This window comes from Sphingopyxis sp. GW821-FHT12F08 (assembly GCF_058806755.1).
Genome location: NZ_JBXAQA010000003.1, coordinates 237,318 through 254,811, shown reverse-complemented (window position 1 = coordinate 254,811; position 17,494 = coordinate 237,318). Strand labels below are relative to the sequence as shown.

20 protein-coding genes are annotated in these 17,494 nt (G+C 68.4%); 5 read left to right on the top strand and 15 right to left on the bottom strand.

The window, feature by feature from the left end:
- The first annotated feature begins 147 nt into the window (after positions 1-147).
- Positions 148-1,497: an alpha/beta hydrolase family protein gene (locus AC1RNQ_RS10115; protein WP_493170979.1), complete on the top strand. Its 1,350-nt coding sequence runs from the start codon at positions 148-150 to the stop codon at positions 1,495-1,497.
- On the opposite strand, the gene AC1RNQ_RS10110 is transcribed toward AC1RNQ_RS10115, so the two are convergent.
- Positions 1,455-2,483 (bottom strand): XdhC family protein, encoded by a 1,029-nt coding sequence (locus tag AC1RNQ_RS10110; RefSeq protein ID WP_493170977.1) that lies wholly within the window; start codon positions 2,481-2,483, stop codon positions 1,455-1,457. The two genes, AC1RNQ_RS10115 and AC1RNQ_RS10110, sit on opposite strands and share 43 nt — an antisense overlap.
- Before the next feature lie 51 nt (positions 2,484-2,534).
- On the opposite strand from AC1RNQ_RS10110, the gene AC1RNQ_RS10105 reads away from it, so the two are divergent.
- Entirely contained in the window at positions 2,535-3,110 is a 576-nt protein-coding gene (locus AC1RNQ_RS10105) for a nucleotidyltransferase family protein (protein ID WP_493170976.1), read from the top strand.
- 25 nt (positions 3,111-3,135) lie between these two features.
- Here the strand turns inward: AC1RNQ_RS10105 and paoC are convergent, their stop codons facing one another.
- The 10 genes from paoC to AC1RNQ_RS10055 all read right to left on the bottom strand — a co-directional run bounded on the left by paoC (position 3,136) and on the right by AC1RNQ_RS10055 (position 11,148).
- The gene (gene paoC, locus AC1RNQ_RS10100) at positions 3,136-5,343 is read right to left on the bottom strand and encodes an aldehyde oxidoreductase molybdenum-binding subunit PaoC (protein ID WP_493170973.1); all 2,208 of its coding nucleotides are present in this window, start codon (positions 5,341-5,343) and stop codon (positions 3,136-3,138) included.
- 3 nt (positions 5,344-5,346) lie between these two features.
- The gene (locus tag AC1RNQ_RS10095; RefSeq protein WP_493170971.1) at positions 5,347-6,297 is read right to left on the bottom strand and encodes an FAD binding domain-containing protein; all 951 of its coding nucleotides are present in this window, start codon (positions 6,295-6,297) and stop codon (positions 5,347-5,349) included.
- Entirely contained in the window at positions 6,294-6,932 is a 639-nt protein-coding gene (paoA, locus tag AC1RNQ_RS10090; RefSeq protein WP_493170969.1) for an aldehyde dehydrogenase iron-sulfur subunit PaoA, read from the bottom strand. Before paoA ends, AC1RNQ_RS10095 begins: the two co-directional genes overlap by 4 nt.
- Before the next feature lie 166 nt (positions 6,933-7,098).
- Positions 7,099-7,746 carry an NrsF family protein gene (locus tag AC1RNQ_RS10085; protein ID WP_493170967.1) on the bottom strand — a complete coding sequence of 216 codons (648 nt, stop codon included), beginning with the start codon at positions 7,744-7,746 and terminating at the stop codon, positions 7,099-7,101.
- A 1-nt stretch (position 7,747) separates the two neighbouring features.
- A complete protein-coding gene (locus AC1RNQ_RS10080; RefSeq protein WP_493170965.1) occupies positions 7,748-8,269 on the bottom strand; it encodes a sigma-70 family RNA polymerase sigma factor in 522 nt (173 codons plus the stop codon).
- Positions 8,266-8,724, bottom strand: coding sequence for a DoxX family protein (locus AC1RNQ_RS10075; RefSeq protein WP_493170963.1), 459 nt, complete (start codon positions 8,722-8,724; stop codon positions 8,266-8,268). Before AC1RNQ_RS10075 ends, AC1RNQ_RS10080 begins: the two co-directional genes overlap by 4 nt.
- A 3-nt stretch (positions 8,725-8,727) precedes the next feature.
- Entirely contained in the window at positions 8,728-9,426 is a 699-nt protein-coding gene (locus tag AC1RNQ_RS10070; RefSeq protein WP_493170961.1) for an HvfC/BufC family peptide modification chaperone, read from the bottom strand.
- The gene (gene bufB, locus AC1RNQ_RS10065; RefSeq protein WP_493170960.1) at positions 9,419-10,285 is read right to left on the bottom strand and encodes an MNIO family bufferin maturase; all 867 of its coding nucleotides are present in this window, start codon (positions 10,283-10,285) and stop codon (positions 9,419-9,421) included. The genes AC1RNQ_RS10070 and bufB overlap by 8 nt, the downstream gene beginning before the upstream one ends.
- A gap of 12 nt (positions 10,286-10,297) precedes the next feature.
- Positions 10,298-10,594 (bottom strand): BufA1 family periplasmic bufferin-type metallophore, encoded by a 297-nt coding sequence (locus AC1RNQ_RS10060; protein ID WP_493170959.1) that lies wholly within the window; start codon positions 10,592-10,594, stop codon positions 10,298-10,300.
- 92 nt (positions 10,595-10,686) lie between these two features.
- Complete coding sequence (locus AC1RNQ_RS10055) at positions 10,687-11,148, bottom strand: Lrp/AsnC family transcriptional regulator (protein ID WP_493170958.1); 462 nt, start codon at positions 11,146-11,148, stop codon at positions 10,687-10,689.
- Positions 11,149-11,278: 130 nt separating this feature from the next.
- Here AC1RNQ_RS10055 and AC1RNQ_RS10050 point away from each other — a divergent pair, with 130 nt between their 5' ends.
- Both AC1RNQ_RS10050 and AC1RNQ_RS10045 read left to right on the top strand, forming a co-directional pair.
- Positions 11,279-12,337 carry a Leu/Phe/Val dehydrogenase gene (locus tag AC1RNQ_RS10050; protein WP_493170956.1) on the top strand — a complete coding sequence of 353 codons (1,059 nt, stop codon included), beginning with the start codon at positions 11,279-11,281 and terminating at the stop codon, positions 12,335-12,337.
- The gene (locus AC1RNQ_RS10045) at positions 12,334-12,570 is read left to right on the top strand and encodes a hypothetical protein (RefSeq protein ID WP_493170953.1); all 237 of its coding nucleotides are present in this window, start codon (positions 12,334-12,336) and stop codon (positions 12,568-12,570) included. The genes AC1RNQ_RS10050 and AC1RNQ_RS10045 overlap by 4 nt, the downstream gene beginning before the upstream one ends.
- A gap of 3 nt (positions 12,571-12,573) precedes the next feature.
- Here AC1RNQ_RS10045 and AC1RNQ_RS10040 read toward each other — a convergent pair whose 3' ends face one another.
- Genes AC1RNQ_RS10040 through AC1RNQ_RS10030 form a run of 3 tightly spaced genes read right to left on the bottom strand, consistent with a single transcriptional unit; the run spans position 12,574 to position 15,186 of the window.
- The gene (locus AC1RNQ_RS10040) at positions 12,574-12,990 is read right to left on the bottom strand and encodes an acyl-CoA thioesterase (RefSeq protein WP_493170951.1); all 417 of its coding nucleotides are present in this window, start codon (positions 12,988-12,990) and stop codon (positions 12,574-12,576) included.
- Positions 12,987-13,664 carry an alpha/beta fold hydrolase gene (locus AC1RNQ_RS10035; RefSeq protein WP_493170949.1) on the bottom strand — a complete coding sequence of 226 codons (678 nt, stop codon included), beginning with the start codon at positions 13,662-13,664 and terminating at the stop codon, positions 12,987-12,989. Before AC1RNQ_RS10035 ends, AC1RNQ_RS10040 begins: the two co-directional genes overlap by 4 nt.
- Before the next feature lie 25 nt (positions 13,665-13,689).
- Positions 13,690-15,186, bottom strand: coding sequence for a 4-hydroxyphenylacetate 3-hydroxylase family protein (locus tag AC1RNQ_RS10030; RefSeq protein ID WP_493170947.1), 1,497 nt, complete (start codon positions 15,184-15,186; stop codon positions 13,690-13,692).
- Between the two features lie 102 nt (positions 15,187-15,288).
- Here AC1RNQ_RS10030 and AC1RNQ_RS10025 point away from each other — a divergent pair, with 102 nt between their 5' ends.
- Positions 15,289-16,281, top strand: coding sequence for an AraC family transcriptional regulator (locus AC1RNQ_RS10025; protein ID WP_493170945.1), 993 nt, complete (start codon positions 15,289-15,291; stop codon positions 16,279-16,281).
- A 130-nt stretch (positions 16,282-16,411) separates the two neighbouring features.
- On the opposite strand, the gene AC1RNQ_RS10020 is transcribed toward AC1RNQ_RS10025, so the two are convergent.
- A complete protein-coding gene (locus tag AC1RNQ_RS10020) occupies positions 16,412-17,422 on the bottom strand; it encodes a cupin-like domain-containing protein (protein WP_493170943.1) in 1,011 nt (336 codons plus the stop codon).
- Positions 17,423-17,494 lie beyond the last annotated feature (72 nt).

The following is a 17,494-nucleotide window of genomic DNA, read 5'->3' as shown; positions in this document are numbered from 1 at the left end:
CCCATGGAAAGCCGACCGGCGTTTCGCCGGTCGCCCCGATGATGCGTCAAGGCGAGATCACGGACCTTGCCACGCCATAAGTGTATTACTATATTAATACACAAGGGCCGGTGCTCCTGCCGGCCGAAGTCAGGGACAGGAAAGACCATGCCGCATAATCGCCTTCCATCCGCGCTCCGCGCGTGCATCGCCACCGTCGCGCTCGTCGCGGTGGCCGGCCCGGCGCGCGCGGCGGAAAGCGCCGAATGCCATGTCGGCAGCTACCGCCTCGCCGACGGGCGGATCGTCGATATCGCCCCGCTCGAGGCCGACCGGCTGCGCTGGCGGAGCTTCGACGGCGCGGTCGGCGAGCTGAAGCCGCAGCCCGGCGGCGGATGGCAGAGCCTGTACGGCTGGACCGGCCGCCCCGACGGAATCGAGGTCGCGCTCGGCGCGTGCGGCGAAGGCAAGATTCGCTTTGCGGGATCGGAGGGCCAGCGCCTGTCCTTCGACGGGACCGAGGCCGATTTCGCGGGCCGCGACGGCGTGACGCTGAAGGGACGGCTCGTGATGCCGAAGGGCCGGGACAAGGTGCCCGTCGTGGTGCTCGTCCACGGTGCCGAGCGCGACGCGGCGCTGCGCTTCAATTTCCTGCAGCGGCTGTTCCCTGCGGTCGGGATCGGAGTCTTCGTCTACGACAAGCGCGGCACGGGCACCTCGGGCGGCGTCTATACGCAGGACTTCGACCTGCTCGCCGACGATGCCATCGCCGCGATGGCGACCGCGCGGAAACTTGCGGGCGAGCGCGCCGGGCGCGTCGGCTATCAGGGCGCCAGCCAGGGCGGCTGGGTCGCGCCGCTCGCCGCCAATCGCGCGCCCGCCGACTTCGTCGTCGTCAGCTTCGGCCTCGCGGTCAGCATTCTCGACGAGGATCTGCAGCAGATGGAGATGGAGCTGACCGACAAGGGTTATCCGCCCGAGATCATCGCCAAGGCGCAGGAGATCGCGCGCGCCGCGGGCGAAATCTTCGCGAGCAATTTCAAGCGCGGCTACGCCGAATTCGACGCGGTGCGCGCCAAATATCGCGGTGAGAGCTGGTACAAGGACCTCCACGGCCACATCACCTGGCTGCTGCTGCCGCACGAGGAAGCCGCGATCCGCGCCGAGGCGGCCAAATATGACTGGGGTACGCCTTTTCGCTACGATCCGATGCCGACGCTGACCGCGAACAAGACCCCGCAGCTCTGGGTCCTCGGCGGGCGCGACTATCAGGCGCCCGCCAAGGAAACCAGCCGCCGCCTCGGCACGCTGATCGACGCGGGCAAGCCCTTCACCTTCGCCGTCTATCCGGGGGCCGAGCATGGCCTCACCCTGTTCGAGACCGCCGCCGACGGCAGCCGCGTCTCGACGCGCTTCGCCGAAGGCTATTTCGCGATGATGCGCGACTTCATCGCCGATGGCGAAATCGACGCCGCCTATGGCGACGCGTCGATCACGCGCGCCGCGACGGACGACTGACATGCGCATGTACCGGAATGCGCTTCGGCCGCCCCATGCCCCGGCACGCCGGCGATCCGGGAATATTCCTGCACGATCTGTGACAGCGCCGACAGCGCCAATGTCGCGGGATCGCGCGTCGCGGGGATGAGGCCCACCGAGGTCCGCAGCCGCCGGCAGAGGCGATCCGGCACGCCCGCGCCGCGCAGCGCATCGAGCCGCATCGCCTGCGTCCGGCGGCTCCCGATGGCGCCGATGTAGAAGCCATCGAGGCCCAGCGCGTGAGGCAGGATTTCTTCCTCCCAGTCACGGTCGTGGAACATGGACAGGATCGCCGTCCAGGGGTCGGTGGTCATCGACGGCGGAACGGCGCGCGTCGTGAGCGCGATGGTGTCGAACCCTTCGGCGCCCAGGTCCGCCAGAACGCGCCGGTCGGGTGAAACGACGCCGATCTCCGCGCCGAACGCGCGCGCGAGACGCGCCAGCGCCGCCAGCTCCTCGCCCTGCCCCATCGCGACGATCCGGAGCGCGGGGCAATAGCGGAGCCGGAAACGGCCATCCTGCCATCCCGTCGTACCGGTCTGCCCGTCGGCCAGGTCCGAACGCACGCCATCGTCCGACAGGCACAGCATGGCCATCTCGCGCCGATCGTGCCGCGACAGGGCGTCCGCGATCGCGCGCGGATCGGGGTGCGGATTGAACAGCAGGTCGATCCCGCTGCCGCACGGCAGGCGAATGTCGAGATAGGGCGAACCCGCGCCGAAGCGCACCAGCCTGGCGCGCCCGTCGGCGAGCGTTTCGATCGCCTCGGCCACGACCGCCGCCTCGATACAGCCGCCCGAGAAGGAACCAGCATATCGCCCGTCCGCGGCGACCGCCATCTGCGCGCCGATCGCGCGCGGCGCCGAACCCTCGATCCCGGTGAGGGTCACCAGGATCGTCTCGACGCCTTCGTCGATCCGCGCCAGGGCAAAGCGCAAAATATCGGCGGGGGTGGTTGCTATCATGCGCCTTTTGCCCCGATTATGGCGGCAGCGCCGGAAACAAGGGGAGCAGATATGATCGACGCGTGCGACATCGCCGCCATCCTGCTCGCGGCCGGCGGATCGCAGCGCTTCGGGGCCGAAGACAAGTTGCTTGCGCCGGTCGCCGGAGAGCCCTTGGCGCTGCATGCCGCGCGGCGGATCGTCGAGCTGGCGCCGCGGCGCCGTATCGCGGTGTGCCGCGACGGCGACGGGGTGCTGGTGGAGCGGCTCGCAGCCCTCGATTTCGAGATCGTGGTCAACCCCGATCCGGAGCAGGGATTGTCGCAGTCGCTGGCGCGCGGGATCGCCGAAGCCGCGCGCGGCCCCGAAGCGGCGGCGCTGATCTGCCTCGCCGATATGCCCTTCGTCGGCATCGGCCATCTGCGCAACCTGCTCGCGCGCTTCGAGGCGGCAGATGCGCCTGTGGTGGCATCGACCGACGGGACCGCGACGATGCCGCCCGCGCTGTTCGCCCGATCGCTGTTCGGCGCCTTGCAGGAGGGGAAGGGCGACCGCGGCGGCAAGGCGCTGCTGGCCGATGCCGCGCTCGTCCGCGCCGGCGCGAACGAGTTGGCGGATATCGACCGGCCCGAGGATCTTCGGGGCTGAGGCTGCATCGTCCGCCGGGTTGGCGTCATGCGACGTCCGGGAGTTGGCCGAGCAGCTTGTCGAGCGTGACCGGATAGTTGCGCACGCGCACCCCGGTCGCGTTATACACTGCGTTGGCGACCGCCGCCGCGACGCCGCAGATGCCGAGTTCGCCGACCCCCTTTGCCTTCATCGGCGAGGTCGTCGGATCGGTTTCGTCGAGGAAGATCACCTCCTGGTGCGGGATGTCGGCGTGGACCGGCACCTCGTAACCCGCGAGGTCGTGGTTGACGAAAAAGCCGAAGCGCTTGTCGACCGCGAGCTCCTCCATCAGCGCCGCGCCGGCGCCCATCGTCATCGCGCCGATCACCTGGCTGCGCGCCGCCTTCGGATTGAGGATGCGCCCCGCCGCGCAGACCGCGAGCATGCGGCGGACGCGGATCTCGCCGGTCATTGCGTCGACGCCGACCTCGGCATAATGGGCGCCGAAGGTCGATTGCTGATAGGTCTTGTCGAGGTCGCCATATTCCATCTTGTCCTCGGCGACGATCTCGCCGTCGGCCGCCGCATCGCCGAGCGCCGCGCTGCGGCCGCCCGACCGGACCTTGCCGTCCGCGAACTGCGCGTCGGCGGGGTTCATGCCCAGCTTTTGCGCCACCGCTTCGCGCAGCTTGACGCAAGCCGCATAGACCCCCGCGGTCGAGCTGTTCGCGCCCCACTGCCCGCCCGAGCCCGCCGAAACCGGGAAGGCCGAGTCGCCGAGCTTTACGACAATCTTTTCGAGCGGCAGCCCCATCATCTCTGCGGCGGTCTGCGCGATGATCGTGTAGGTGCCGGTGCCGATGTCGGTCATGTCGGTTTCGACCGTGACGACGCCCGATTTGCTCAGCCGTACGCGCGCCGCCGACGGGCCGTTGAGGTTGTTGCGGAAGGCCGCGGCGACCCCCATGCCGACCAGCCAGCGCCCGTCGCGTCGCTGACCCGGTTTGGCATTACGCTTGGCCCAGCCGAATTTGTCGGCGCCCGTCTGAAGGCATTCGTTGAGCCGCCGCTGCGAAAAGGGGCGCTCCGGCTTTTCGGGATCGACCTGGGTGTCGTTGAGGATGCGCAACGCCACCGGATCCATGTCCAGCTTCTCGGCGAGCTCGTCGACCGCGATTTCCAGCGCCATCAGCCCCGGTGCCTCGCCGGGCGCGCGCATGGCATTGCCCTCGGGCAGATCGAGCACCGCGAGGCGCATCGCGGTCATCCGGTTTTCGCCGGCATAAAGCAGGCGGGTCTGCCCGACCGCGGTTTCGGGGCCGCCGCCGGGCAGGTCGCCCGACCAGCTTTCATGGCCGATCGCGGTGATCTTCCCTTCCGCCGTCGCGCCGAGGCGGATGCGCTGGATCGTCGCGGGACGGTGCGGCGTGTTGTTGAACATGAAGGCACGCGGCAGCGCGACCTTGACCGGGCGCTTCGCCGCCCTGGCGCCGAGCGCGGCGAGAACGGCATCGGCGCGGATGAACAATTTGCCGCCGAACCCGCCGCCGACATAGGGCGAATCGAGCCGGATATTCTCCTTCGGGATGCCCAGCGTCTTCGCCATGTCGCCGACCGACCAGGCGATCATCTGGTTCGAGGTCCACAGGGTGAGCTTGTCGCCCTCCCACGCCGCGATCGAGGCATGAGGTTCCATCATCGCATGCGCATGATCGGGGGTGGTATAGCGCGCGTCGACCTGCACCGGCGCCCCGGCGAAGGCGCCCGCGAAATTGCCGACCGCGGAGTCCGCCTCGGTCCCGAACGACGCCGGCGGCTTGATCGCGCCGTCGAGCGATTTGGCGAGGTCGAAATTGCCCTTGCCGCGCGCATATTCGACGCGGACAAGCGCGGCGGCGGCGCGCGCCTGTTCGAAGCTTTCGGCGACGACGAGGGCGATCGCCTGATGATAATGGTCGACCGCGGGCCCGCCGAGCAATTTGGCGGTATTGAAATCCCCCTTGCCGAGCTTTCCGGCGTTGTCGGCGGTGACGATCGCGAGCACCCCGGGCGCGGCCCTGGCCTCGTCGAGGTTCATCGAAGCGATGCGCCCCTTGGCAATCGCCGAGCCGACGACATAGCCATAGGCCTGGTTCGCCGCGACATCGTGGCGTTCATAGGCATAGGGCGCGGTGCCCGTGGTCTTGAGCGGCCCGTCGATGCGGTTGGTGGGTTTGCCGACGACCTTCAGCTGGTCGATCGGATTGGTCGTGGCGGGGGTGTCGAATTTCATGGTTCAGCCCCTCGCCTGCGCCAGCACCCCGGCGAGCGTTCGCTCGACCAGGGGCAGCTTGTAGGCATTTTCATGGGTGGTCTTCGCGCCCGCGAGCAGCCCGGCGGCCACCGCCTTTGCGCCGCGTGGCAGCTCGGCCTCGGCCGCCTCGACGCGCCACGGTTGGTAACCAACGCCGCCGAGCGCGACACGGCCGCTGCCGTCCTTGTGCACGATCGCGCCGACCGAGATCAGCGCAAAGGCGTAGGAGGCCCGGTCGCGCACCTTGTGATAGACATGGACGCCGCCCACCGGCCTGGGCAGCGTGACCGCGGTGATCAACTCGCCCGGCGCCAGCACGGTTTCGAGATGCGGCGTCGCGCCCGGAGCCCGATAGAAGCCCGCGAGCGGGATCGCGCGCGCCTTGCCCGCGGCGTCGACCGTTTCGACCACCGCGTCGAGCGCGCGCATCGCGACCGCCATGTCGCTGGGGTGCGTCGCGATGCACGCCTCGCTGGCGCCGACCACCGCGTGCAGCCGGTTGAACCCGCCGATCGCCGCGCAGCCGCTGCCCGGCTTGCGCTTGTTGCACGGCTGGTTGGTGTCGTAGAAATAGGGACAGCGCGTCCGCTGGAGCAGATTGCCCGCGGTCGTCGCCTTGTTCCTCAGCTGCCCCGAAGCGCCGGCAACGAGCGCGCGCGACAGCAGCCCATAATCCTTGCGCACCCGCGCATCGCTGGCGAGGTCGGTGTTGCGCACCATCGCGCCGATGCGCAGCCCGCCGTCGTCGCTGCGCTCGATCTTGTCGAGCGCGAGGCGGCTGACGTCGATCAGATGCGCCGGCGTCTCGATCTCGAGCTTCATCAGGTCAAGCAGATTGGTGCCGCCGGCGATGAAACGCGCCCCCGGGGCGCGGGCGAAGGCGGCGGTCGCGGCGGCGGGCGTCGCGACCCGCTCGTAGGTGAAGCTCCTCATGCCTTGGCCCCCGCGACATCGACGATCGCGTCGATGATGTTCGAATAAGCGCCGCAGCGGCAGATATTGCCGCTCATCCGCTCGCGCAATTCGGTCGGCGTCACCTTGGGCCTGGCGGTGAGGTCGGCGGTGACATGGCTCGGCACGCCCGCCCTGATTTCATCGAGCACCGCGACAGCCGAGCAGATCTGCCCCGGGGTGCAATAACCGCATTGATAACCGTCGTGGACGACGAAGGCGTCCTGCATCGCGTGCATCTTGTCGGGGGTGCCCAGCCCCTCGATCGTCGTGATGCTTTCGCCGTCGTGCATTACGGCAAGCGTCAGGCAGCTGTTGATGCGCCGCCCGTCGGCGATCACCGTGCACGCGCCGCACTGGCCGTGATCGCAGCCCTTCTTGGTGCCGGTGAGCTTCAGATGCTCGCGCAGCGCATCGAGCAGCGAGGTGCGCGTGTCGAGATCCAGCGTGTGCGGTGTGCCGTTCACGTCGAAGGTCACTTTGGCCGTCGGCGGCGTCGCCGGCGCGGGCGCCGCGGGCGCCGATCCGGCCGGAACGAGCGTCACCGTTGCGACCGATGCCGCGCCGCCGACGAGCATGCCTCGCCGCGACAATTCGAACTCCTCGGGAGTCTGCACCGCGTGCCTCCATTTCTGTTTCTGTCGCCAGCGGGCACGGGCACCCGCGGGAAAGTCAGGCAGTCGATGCCGCGCGGCGATTATCGGCTGCCGCTTCGGCTCAGAAAATTTGGATTCGATTACAGACGTTACCATAACAGCGCGGCGGTGAACAACCGCCGTTGGCCTACCAGCGGAGCAGCGGGGTCAGGAACAATCGGCCCGCGAGCGCCGAGAGGATCACCGCCAGGCCGTGCCAGAGCGCGATGTGGATCAGTCCGTTGTCGGCGCAGTGCAGCGCGACGATCGTAGCACCCGCGGCGCCCGCGGCGAGGCCGATGACCCATCCCGCGCGCGCTGGCGAGGTCGGGGCGCCGGCCTTGAGCCAGGCGAAGAGCGCGGCGCCGACGCCGAGACCCGAGAGCGCGCCCTGGATCAGGCAGCGCGGGCCATAGCCGTGGCGGACCGCTTCCATCGCGGCGTGGCTGTCGCCGAGACCCACGACCAGCGCCGCGAGCGGCAGCGACAGCGCGGCCAGCCCGGCCCAGCGCCAACCGCTATAGTCGCGCCCGACCCCCGGGAGGCCCATGCGCAGCGCGCTCCACGTCGCGGCGAGCCCCGTCGCGGCGATCAGCCAGAAGGCGAGCATCGACAGCGGCGGCATGCCGCCGGGGGCGAGATCGTGCCGCATGCCGTAGAGCCATAGCAACAGGCCTGCACCCGCCAGCCAGCCCGCCACGACCCACAACGACCCGCGCACGATCCGGCGGGGACGCACCGGGGTGAGCTCGCCGGCCAAGCCGTCGATCAACTGGTCGATCGATGCGTCGGTCATGTCATTCGCTTTCAATGAGTTCGGCGAGCTTCTTGAGCCCTCGATGGATATTCACTTTGACGAGCGATTCGCTCTGCCCGCAGATGTGCGACGCTTCGGCGATCGACGCGCCTTCGATCTTGACCAAGGTGATCGCCTGCGCCTGTTTCGGCGGCAGCAGCGTCATCAGATGGTCGATGCTGAGCCGCGCGTGCACCGCCTCGTCCTCGGCGCCGACCGCGGCGTCATTGTCGCCAAGCTCGGCCTCGTCGCGCTGGCAGCGCAGCATGTCGATCCAGCGATAGCGCGCGATCGCCGCGAGCCAGGGCAGGAAGGCGCGGTCGCTGTCCCACGTCGCGAGCTTGCGGTGGAGCGACACGAGCGTTTCCTGGACCAGATCGTCGATCTGCTGCGGCGCGATGCGGCGCGCGAAATAGCGGGTGAGCCATTTGCGGCAATCGCCGAGCAGCGCGCGATAGGCGGTGCGATCCCCCCGCTGCGACGCGGCCATCAGCCGCGCCAGCGAGGGTTCGTCGATGCTCATTTCGCGCGCAGCCTGGCGATCATGGCGTCGAGCGAAAACATCCCGCCGCCGCGCACGATCAGGATCGCCGCCATCGCCGCCCACAAAGAATGCACCGGCCACCAGGCGTCGGGAAAGACGAACATCTGGATGACGAGCGTCATCGCCAGCAAAGCGCCCGCCGAGAAACGAGTCGCGAGCCCGAAGAAGAGGAGCAGCGGAAAGAAATGCTCGGCAAAGGTCGTCAGCGGGACCGCGAGCAAGGGATCGAGCGGCAGACCCGAAAACTCGCTGCGGAACAGATCATATTGCGACGGGTCGATCCGGAGGAAGCTGCCCTCGACGACCTTGGTCTGGCCCGAGCGCCAGAACACGCCCGCGAGCGCGACGCGGAGCAGCAACAGCGCGAGACCTTCGGTCAGGCGCGATGCGGCGATTGCGACACCGCGATCGTAGAATCCGACAATCCGGCTCATCTCTCAAACCTTTTCAAAAGCCCCTGCGTCGATCAATGCCGCGAGCGCGGCACCACCGTCGCGATGGTCTTCGGCCAGGTCGGCGATCAGGTTACCGAGCGCGAAAATTTCCCGTCCCATATCGAACAGCCTGGCCTCGACCGCGCCGATCGCGAAGAGCCGAACGTCCGCGTCGGGCCGCGTGACGAGCAGCGCCGCCGTGTCCGCAGCAAAGCTCGCATCGACGAGCGGCGCGACGTCGCTCGCCAGCGTCAGGGCGCGCGCGGCGGGATGGCGGCGAACCGCCAGCGCGAGCAGCGCCGCCTCGTCGCGGCCCGCGAGGTCGGTCAGCGCCAGCGCGGACGCCTCCGCGGCGTGATAGCTTTCGAGCCAGAGCCATTCGATGCGCGCGAGATCGGCGGCGCGCGGATCGGCGAGCCAGTCGGGGAAGCCGGCGCCGATGTCGGTCAGCGACCGCCCCTGCGCCCCGCCCTGCTCGAAGAAGGCGCGCGACAGAAGGTTGAACTCGGCCTCGCCCAGATAGTCGCGGGTGCGCGGGAAACTCTCTTCGAGCGCCACGAGCCGCGCATGCGAGATGGTGTTGGCGTGGACACGCAGGCCGCGCAGCACCGAGCTGTCATCGCCCGCGAACAGGCCGGACGGCAGATGGCTGGGTCCGTGCAGCAAGGTCGCCGCAATCGCCGACTGGCCCCGTTCAAGCATCGACCGGCTCGGCAAGCAGCAGCGCGTCGGCGGTCGCCGCCTCGGCGCATAAAATGGCATAATCGGGAACATCGGTGTCCCATTCGACAAGCACCGGCTTCGCCCCGGCGCGTTCGAGGAAGGCCGTCAGCAATTCCCAGCAACTCGGCCGCACTGGCGAGCCATGGTCGTCGATCGCGATCGTGCCGCCCATGTCGTCGTCCTTCACCGCATGCCCCGCGACATGGATCTCTCCGACGAGCGCGGGGTCGAAAGCAGCGAGCCACGGCGCGGGATCGCGCCCGAGGTTGAAGGCCGACACCTCGACGTTGTTGATGTCGAGCAGCAGGCCGCAGCCGCTGCGGCGGCACAGTTGGTGGAGGAAATCGACCTCGTCCCAGTCGCCCTTGGCATAGGCGAGGTAGCGCGAGGGGTTTTCGACCAGGATCGTCCGGCCGAGGCGATCCTGCACCCGGCCGACCTGGGCCGCAAAATGATCCAGCGCCTCATCGGTATAAGGAATGGGCAGCAGGTCGGGAAATTTGTCGTGCGGCCCGTTGCTCCAGCTGAGATGGTCCGAGACCATCGCGGGCGCATAGCGCTCGCACAACGCCGCCAGCGCCTCGAGCTCGCCCGTATCGACGCCCGCCGCCGATCCCAGCGACAAGCCGACCGAATGGAAGCTCAGCGGCAGATGCTCGGCGATCGCGGTCAGCCAGCGATGCGGTGGCCCGCCCGCGCCGAAGTAATTTTGGGGGTGTACTTCGACCCAGGCGGGCGCCGTTCCCCGCTCCGCCGCTGCGAGCACATCGGCATAGTGCCGGGATTTGAGCCCTATGCCGGCACGCGGCGGCAGCGAGTGGAGCGGAGGCGCGGACATGGTGGCCGGCGATCAGCCCTTCTTGGGGACCGGCTTGGCATTGCCCTTGTGCGCGGTCAGCGTGCCGCCCACCTTGACGCAGGTGCCGGCCTTGACGTGCTTCCAGGCATTGCCCTGATAGTCGACGGTCGAGGTGCCGGCGCAGCTGGTGCCCGGACCCGCGGCACAGTCGTTCTTGCCCTTCAGCGAAACCCCATAGCATTTCTCTTTGGCGCCCTCGGCGGCGACGGCGGTGCCGTTGATCGCGGCGCCGGCGGCCATGGCGAGAACGGCGGAGGCGGCGAGCGAAAGTTTCAGCGTATTGGTCATTATAGTCTCCCTTTGGAAATGGGCGATGCGGGGGATGGCATCGTCCCATGTTCGCGGCGACGGCTGCGATGGTTACGCCCCAGGGTCCCTAGTCATCCGATCGGCAGCGCCGTCGTGCTCTTGATCTCCGACAGCGCGATCGCCGAGTTGATTTCCTGGACCCCCGGCAGCCGCGACAATTTTTCGAAGAAGAGTTTTTCATAGGCTTCGACATTGGCCGCGACGATCCGGAGCAGGAAGTCGACCGTTCCCATCAGCACATGGCATTCGATCACTTCGGGGATGTCGGCGATCGCCGCCTCGAAGTCGGCGAGATGCGCGCGGCCGTGCGCCGACAGCTTGACCTGCGCGAAGACCTGCGCGCTGAGCCCGACCTTGCGGCGGTCGACCAGCGCGACGCGCTTGCGGATCACCCCCGCCTGTTCGAGCGCGGCGACGCGGCGCCAGCAGGGCGATTGCGAGAGCCCGACGCGCTCCGCGAGCTCGGCGGTCGAAATGTCCGCATTCTCCTGAAGGATGTTCAATATCGCCTTTTCGTGCCGGTCCAGCTGCATAAAAATCCCCGATATGTCCGCATTCTGGAATAGACTTACCGATTATCTGCTATCTTGGGAAGCAATGCGACCAGATATTCCGGCCTTCTTGCGTCATTTTCTGTCTGCCATTTCCGACGGAGCCAGACCTATGCCGCATCGCGACCCGCCCCAATTGCCGCACGAGGCGGTCCACCTGTTCCAGGACGACCAGACAGGTTTGCGCGCCGTGGTCGCGATCCATTCGACCGCGCTCGGTCCCGCAATCGGCGGTTGCCGCGTGCAGCGCTACGCGAGCGAGAGCGACGCGACGCAGGATGCGCTGCGCCTGTCCGAAGCGATGACGTACAAGAACGCGCTCGCCGGCCTGGCCTTCGGCGGCGGCAAGGCGGTGATCATGCTGCCCGCGCATGGCGTGCCCGATCGAGCGGCGCTGTTCGAAGCCTTCGGGCGCTGCGTCCAGTCGCTCGGCGGGCGCTTCATCACCGCCGAGGATGCCGGGAGCGGCGTCGCGGACATGCAGGCGGCGGCGCGCGCGACGCAGTTCGTGACGGGTCTGCCGCAGCAGGCGGGCGGGCTCGGCGGCGACCCTTCGCCCTGGACCGCGAGCGGCGTGTTCCAGGCGATGCGCGCCGCGGTCACCGCGCGCGGCGGCTGGCTCGACGGTGCGGTGGTGGGCATCCAGGGGCTGGGTAACGTCGGCATGGCGCTCGCGGGCCTGCTCCACGGCGCGGGGGCCAAGCTGCTGGTCAGCGACATCGACGACGCGCGGGTTGTCGATGCGGTGGCGCGCTTCGGTGCCGAGCGCGTCGCGCCCGACAAGATCGTCACGTCGCCGATGGACATCTTCGCGCCGTGCGCGCTCGGCGGCGCAATCAATGCCCGCACGGTGGGCAAGCTGCAGGCGCAGATCGTCTGCGGCGGGGCGAACAACCAGCTCGCGCATCCGTCGCTCGGCGCCGAACTGGCGCGGCGCGGGATCTTCTATGCGCCCGACTATCTGGTGAATGCGGGCGGGATCATCGCCGTCTGCGCCGAATATCAAGGCGGCGACGTCGGTGCGGTCGAGGCGGCGGTGGCCGCGATCGGCCCGCGGCTGGTCGACGTCATGCGCGACGCCGACCTGCACGGCGGCACCCCGGCGGAAGTCGCCGACCGCCGCGCGCGGCGGATGGTCGCCGAGGGCTGGTCGCGGCGGCGCGCGGCATGAGCGACGCCGACAGCGCGCTGCGCCTGCGGAGCGGCGGCGAACTGGCCGGGGCGCTGCGCATCCTCAACCTGTTCGCGCAGCGCGGGCTGGCACCACGCTCGGTCGCGCTGACGCTGGCCGACGGCGGTTATGAGCTGGCGATCGATGCAGGCGATGCCGATCCGCGCATGGTAGCGATCGTGCGCGAGAAGATCGCGGTGATGCCGATGGGCGTGGAGTTCCGCGCGGGCTGATCGCTAGGGCAGGATCAGGCGCTCCAGATGCTCGCGGATCGCCGGAGCCAACGCGCCGCCTGCTGCGACGACGATGCTGTCGGCGCAGCCGATGCAGCGTCCCTCGACAAACAACCCCTGCCCGATCGTGATCGACCGCTCGCCGACGCGTATGACGCCGGTCGCGACATCGATGACGCCGGGATAGCGCGCCTGTCCGAGGAAGGCGGTATCGACATTGGCGATCACCAGGGTCGGGCTGTCCTCGCGCGGCACCATTGCGCGCAGGTCCGCGAGCAGTTCGTAGCGCGCCTCCTCGTAGAATTGCCCGGTCGCGACATTGTTGAGGTGGCGGAACATATCGACGTCGGCGAAGCGGATCGGCACCGGCTTGTGTAGCGGATAGGCGGCAGCGTCGAGGCGGGCGGGGGCGGGTTTCATAGCGTCATCCTTTCGCGCCAGCGCAGCAGCATCGCGCAGGTCGGGTCGGCCGCCTCGCGCTGGGGGACATGGCCGCAGTCGGGGATCATCGCGAGCACCGCATCGGGAATGGCCTCTGCCATCTCGCGCGAACGGTCGGGCGCCACGATCGCGTCCTGCGATCCGGCGAGGATGAGTGCGGGGACCGCGATGCGGGGCAACAGGTCGCAGCGATCGGCGCGTGTCGCGGTCGCTGCCTGTTGCTCGGCGAAGCGGTCGGCGCCGCAGCGCAGGATCATCGCATGCGTATCGGCCAGCAGCGCAGCGTCGGCGCGGCTGCTGCGCGAGAGCATCGCGCGGGCGAGGCGGTCGGCGAGCGCGGGGAAGCCGGCGCGCGCCTGCTCGATCGCGGTCTGGCGCCCCGCCTTCGCCTCGTCACTGTCGGCGGCGCAGGCGGTGCTGAGCAGGGCTAGGCCAGCTAGCCGTTCGGGCGCGAGTGCCGCGATCGCGAGCGCGACATAGCCGCCCATCGAATGTCCCGCGAGCGCGAAGCGATCGGGCAGTTCGGCGAGGATCGCGGCCGCCATCGCGTCGAGCGTCGCGCCTCTGGGCACGAAGATGCGATCGACGGGCATGCCCTGCCAGCTCGCCTCGTCGATGGCGATGCCGCAGATCGCGATGACCGGAACGTCCACGCCCTCTCCTCTCGCGGCGATGCTGCTATTCCTCGGCGATTCCCGCAAGGTCGCGCGCGAGGCCCTTTTTGGTTTCGACGTCCATGCCGCGCAGAATCTGGATACGCTGCGCCTGCGGCGATCCCGCGCCGTGCATCGATTCGGTGAGGTAACCGACAGCGTTGCGGCCGAGGGTCATATTCTCGATCAGGCGCAGGATACGCTGGCGATATTCGACGGGGACATTGTGCTTGCCCTTCATATATTTCGCGAGGATCGGGCCGATCGTCTCGTTCCGGAAGTCCGCATCCGAGGGCATTGTCACCATGATCCCGCCCGCGAGATCCTGCGCGAGGCGGGAAATCTCGTAGGGGAAGCGCGTGACGTTGTGCTTGCACACATTGGCGAGCATCGCGTCGTTCATGAAGATGCCCGAGGGCAGCTGCTTCGCTTCGTGGCTCGACGCGATGGCCGAGGAGTAGATGGTCTCGTTGAGGTGCGTCATCTCGACGAGCTTGTCCTTGATGTGGCTCGCCGCCTCGGCGCCATTATAGTCGGCGACCTGCGCCGCGGCGCCGACCAGCACGTCGCCGAGGCCGGTTTTGCAGACATAGGACGCGCGGTGGTACGAAGTGAAGCGCACGACCATGTCCTGCGCGAACTCATATTCGCCGTCCATCAGCACATGGTCGTGCGGGATGAAGACATTGTCGAAGACGACGAGCGTCTCCTGCCCGCCAAAGCGCGCATTGCCCTGATCGATGTCGCCCGCCTCCATCGCGCGCGTATCGCACGACTGGCGACCGTAGATATAGGTGATGCCCGTCGCGTCGCCGGGGACCAGCCCGACGATCGCGAAGTCGCGGTCGGCCTCGCCCATGTTCATCGTCGGCATGACGCAGATCCAGTGCGAATTGAGCCCGCCGGTCATATGCGCCTTGGCGCCGGTGACATAGACGCCCGCGTCGGTGCGCCTGGTGACGTGCAGGAACATGTCGGGGTCGGCCTGTTCGTGCGGGCGTTTCGAGCGGTCTCCCTTGGGGTCGGTCATGCCTGCGCCGATGATGATGTTCGCGCGCTGGGCATGCGCCATGAAGTCGAGGTATCGCTGGTGGTAGGATGTGCCGTGTTTCGCATCGATGTCGAAGGTGATCGAGTGGAGGACGCTGATCGTGTCGAGCCCGGCGCAGCGCTGGAAGCAGGTGCCGGTGAGCTGGCCCATCTTGCGCTGCATCCGGTTCTTCATGACCAGATCCTGCGGCGAGCCGACGATGTGGAGGAAGCGGTTGACGGGCGCGTCGATCAGGTCGCTGTGCGCGGTCGCAAGCTCGGGATCGGCGAGCGCGAGGTCGTAGGTCATCTTGAGCGCGTTGATCGAGGGGCGGATGATCGGGTGATCGACGGGTTCCGCGACGCGCTCGCCGAAGAGCCAGACCTCGACGCCGCGATTCCGGAGCGAGGCGACATAGTCGTCGCCGGTGACGATCGGCTGGAAGCGCGCCCAGCGGTCGGCGGCGCTTTCCTCGCGGGGGTGGATGGGCATGTGCAGTCTCCCGATGGTGTCGAAAGTGCCGCGTAGCGTGAATCCGGGGCGCGCAAACAGGGCATGACAGGCGAAGAAAACTCACCATAATGTGCAGCCATCATGGCGACGATCGACGGCTATTATTTCGGGGTGTGCACCAAGGGGGCCGAGCGCAAAGGGAAGCGCGTGTCCGAGCTGGTCGCGGGAACCGGGCTGAACCCCACGGATTTCGCGGTGCCGGGGTGGCGCGGGTCGGCCGCGGCGATGGCGCTGCTGGTGCGGAACATCTGGGCGGCGCTGGACGACGAATTTATGGGGTACACCGGAAAGTGCGTGCGGCGCGGAAGTTTCGCCTTTGCGTGCGAACTGGCGCTGGAGGGGGCCGATGTCGCCGACGGGCTCGCGCGGGCGGCGCGCTTTTACAATCTGCTGGACGCCGGAATCGAGACGCGGATCGGCGCGACAGCCGAAGGGCTGGAAGTCGCGGTGCGCTTCGCGGCACCCGCGCTCGACCCCGACCATTATTTCGGCGAATTCTGGCTGATCATCTGGCACCGGCTCGCCTGCTGGCTGGCGGGCGAGACGATCTCGCTGCTGTCGGCCGAGTTCGATTATCCGCGGCCGGACGCCTATTTCGAGGAGTTCAAATATCTCTTCCCGTGCCGCCACCGCTTCGACGGCGGCGCGCGGCGAATACTGATGGACGCGCACGCGCTGCACGCGCCGGTGCGGCGGACGGCGGGCGAACTGGAGGCGATGCTGGCGGCGGCGCCGCTCGACATCATGACGATCCCCGCGAGCGACGCGAGCGTAGCGCGGCGGGTGCGGCAGTATCTGACGCGCGGCCCCGACCTGACGCTGGAGGAACTGGCGCACGAAACCGGGCTGTCGCCGCATAAATTGCGCCGCCTGCTGCGCGCGGAAGGCACGACGCTGGCGACGATCCGCGAGAATGTGCGGCGCGACAAGGCGATGCGGATGCTGACGAGCGGCAATGCGACGGTCGAGGCGATCGCAGAGATGCTGGGCTATGCCGAGGCGCGGAGCTTTACGCGGGCGTTCCGGCAGTGGACGGGGAAGTCGCCTTCGGCGTGGCGGGCGAACTCTGGCTGATCCTCCCCCGCAGGGGGAGGGGGATCACCCGCAGGATGGTGGAGGGGCACAGGAGTTCATACGGAGCGTTCGACTGCGCGTACCCCTCCACCATCTTCGATGGTCCCCCTCCCCGTTCCGGGGAGGATCTTTAGCTCCCCCCGCCCCGGCACATGCCGATGACATAGTCGACGATCATCCGGTCGCGCCGGGGCGATGGGGGACCGAGGACGCCCTGGGCGTGCGGGGGAAGATGCGCGACGGCTTCCAGCGCGCCCTCGCCGAAGACATAATGGTCGAACCAGGTGCGCCACGCCTCGCGTTCGGCCTCGGGCAGCTCGCGGATCGAGTGCATCGCGAGCATCAGCGCGGCGAAGGGGAAGCGGTCGGCGCGCTGGCCGAACCAGTAGTTGACCAGCACGTTGAGCGCGCCGCTGCTGCGCACATGGTGCCACCACATCGGCAGCATGAAGAGCGCGTCGCCGGGGGCGAGGTCGGCGACCAGCTTGTGGCGCGCGGCCTCGGCATAGAGCGGGAAGCGGCCCAAGTCGGGGTGGTCGGGGTCGACGAGGCTGGTCGGCTGGCCGGCGATGGTGCGGTCGACCGGGCCGACATAGAGGTTCGTGATCTGCCCGGGCGGGAAGAGCGAGAAGCGGCGGCGGCCCGCGACGACCACCGCGATGTTCGAGGCCATGTCGTAATGCGGCGCGATGCGGCTGGCGTTGCCGACCCAGATACGCGGCGCGACGCCGATATCGATCGGCAGCGGATTTTCGGCGGCGAAGCTGGCGACGCTGTCGGCGGTCGGGGTCGAGCCGGCGTAGAGCGTCGCAGGCGCGGGGTCGCCCGCGAGCGCGAGCAGCCGCTCGACGAGGCTGCGCATCGGCATATTCTCGCTGCGGAAATTTACGCCGCGCATGTCGTCGGTGTAGAAATAGCGGCCGCCGGTTTCGGGCGGGCCGACGAGCACGGTGAGCGGCTTGCCATTGTCGCGCGCGGCGAGATAGCCGGCGATGGCGTCATCGCCCTGCCCCGCCGCGGCGACGGCGGGCCAGTGCGATGCGAGGCCGCGTATGACGAAGGGGCGCTCGGCGGCGGCGACCGCTTCGGCGATGGCGGTCAGATTACCGCCGTCGAGTTCTTCGACTGCCTGCTCCGTCACTTTGACTTCATCCCGATGATGTCCAAACCGCCGACAAGATAGCTCCCAGCGCAACCACCTACACGGTCCGCC

What these genes read in the sequence shown, in the direction of transcription:
- AC1RNQ_RS10110 (WP_493170977.1), bottom strand. Translation starts at nt 2,483, where the DNA reads ATGATAGCAACCACCCCCGCCGATATTTTGCGCTTTGCCCTGGCGCGG.
- paoC (WP_493170973.1), bottom strand. Translation starts at nt 5,343, where the DNA reads ATGAAATTCGACACCCCCGCCACGACCAATCCGATCGACCAGCTGAAG.
- AC1RNQ_RS10050 (WP_493170956.1), top strand. Translation starts at nt 11,279, where the DNA reads ATGCCGCATCGCGACCCGCCCCAATTGCCGCACGAGGCGGTCCACCTG.
- AC1RNQ_RS10040 (WP_493170951.1), bottom strand. Translation starts at nt 12,990, where the DNA reads ATGAAACCCGCCCCCGCCCGCCTCGACGCTGCCGCCTATCCGCTACAC.
- AC1RNQ_RS10095 (WP_493170971.1), bottom strand. Translation starts at nt 6,297, where the DNA reads ATGAGGAGCTTCACCTACGAGCGGGTCGCGACGCCCGCCGCCGCGACC.
- AC1RNQ_RS10060 (WP_493170959.1), bottom strand. Translation starts at nt 10,594, where the DNA reads ATGACCAATACGCTGAAACTTTCGCTCGCCGCCTCCGCCGTTCTCGCC.
- AC1RNQ_RS10105 (WP_493170976.1), top strand. Translation starts at nt 2,535, where the DNA reads ATGATCGACGCGTGCGACATCGCCGCCATCCTGCTCGCGGCCGGCGGA.
- bufB (WP_493170960.1), bottom strand. Translation starts at nt 10,285, where the DNA reads ATGTCCGCGCCTCCGCTCCACTCGCTGCCGCCGCGTGCCGGCATAGGG.
- AC1RNQ_RS10030 (WP_493170947.1), bottom strand. Translation starts at nt 15,186, where the DNA reads ATGCCCATCCACCCCCGCGAGGAAAGCGCCGCCGACCGCTGGGCGCGC.
- AC1RNQ_RS10085 (WP_493170967.1), bottom strand. Translation starts at nt 7,746, where the DNA reads ATGACCGACGCATCGATCGACCAGTTGATCGACGGCTTGGCCGGCGAG.
- AC1RNQ_RS10080 (WP_493170965.1), bottom strand. Translation starts at nt 8,269, where the DNA reads ATGAGCATCGACGAACCCTCGCTGGCGCGGCTGATGGCCGCGTCGCAG.
- AC1RNQ_RS10025 (WP_493170945.1), top strand. Translation starts at nt 15,289, where the DNA reads ATGGCGACGATCGACGGCTATTATTTCGGGGTGTGCACCAAGGGGGCC.
- AC1RNQ_RS10075 (WP_493170963.1), bottom strand. Translation starts at nt 8,724, where the DNA reads ATGAGCCGGATTGTCGGATTCTACGATCGCGGTGTCGCAATCGCCGCA.
- AC1RNQ_RS10070 (WP_493170961.1), bottom strand. Translation starts at nt 9,426, where the DNA reads ATGCTTGAACGGGGCCAGTCGGCGATTGCGGCGACCTTGCTGCACGGA.
- AC1RNQ_RS10045 (WP_493170953.1), top strand. Translation starts at nt 12,334, where the DNA reads ATGAGCGACGCCGACAGCGCGCTGCGCCTGCGGAGCGGCGGCGAACTG.
- AC1RNQ_RS10055 (WP_493170958.1), bottom strand. Translation starts at nt 11,148, where the DNA reads ATGCAGCTGGACCGGCACGAAAAGGCGATATTGAACATCCTTCAGGAG.
- AC1RNQ_RS10115 (WP_493170979.1), top strand. Translation starts at nt 148, where the DNA reads ATGCCGCATAATCGCCTTCCATCCGCGCTCCGCGCGTGCATCGCCACC.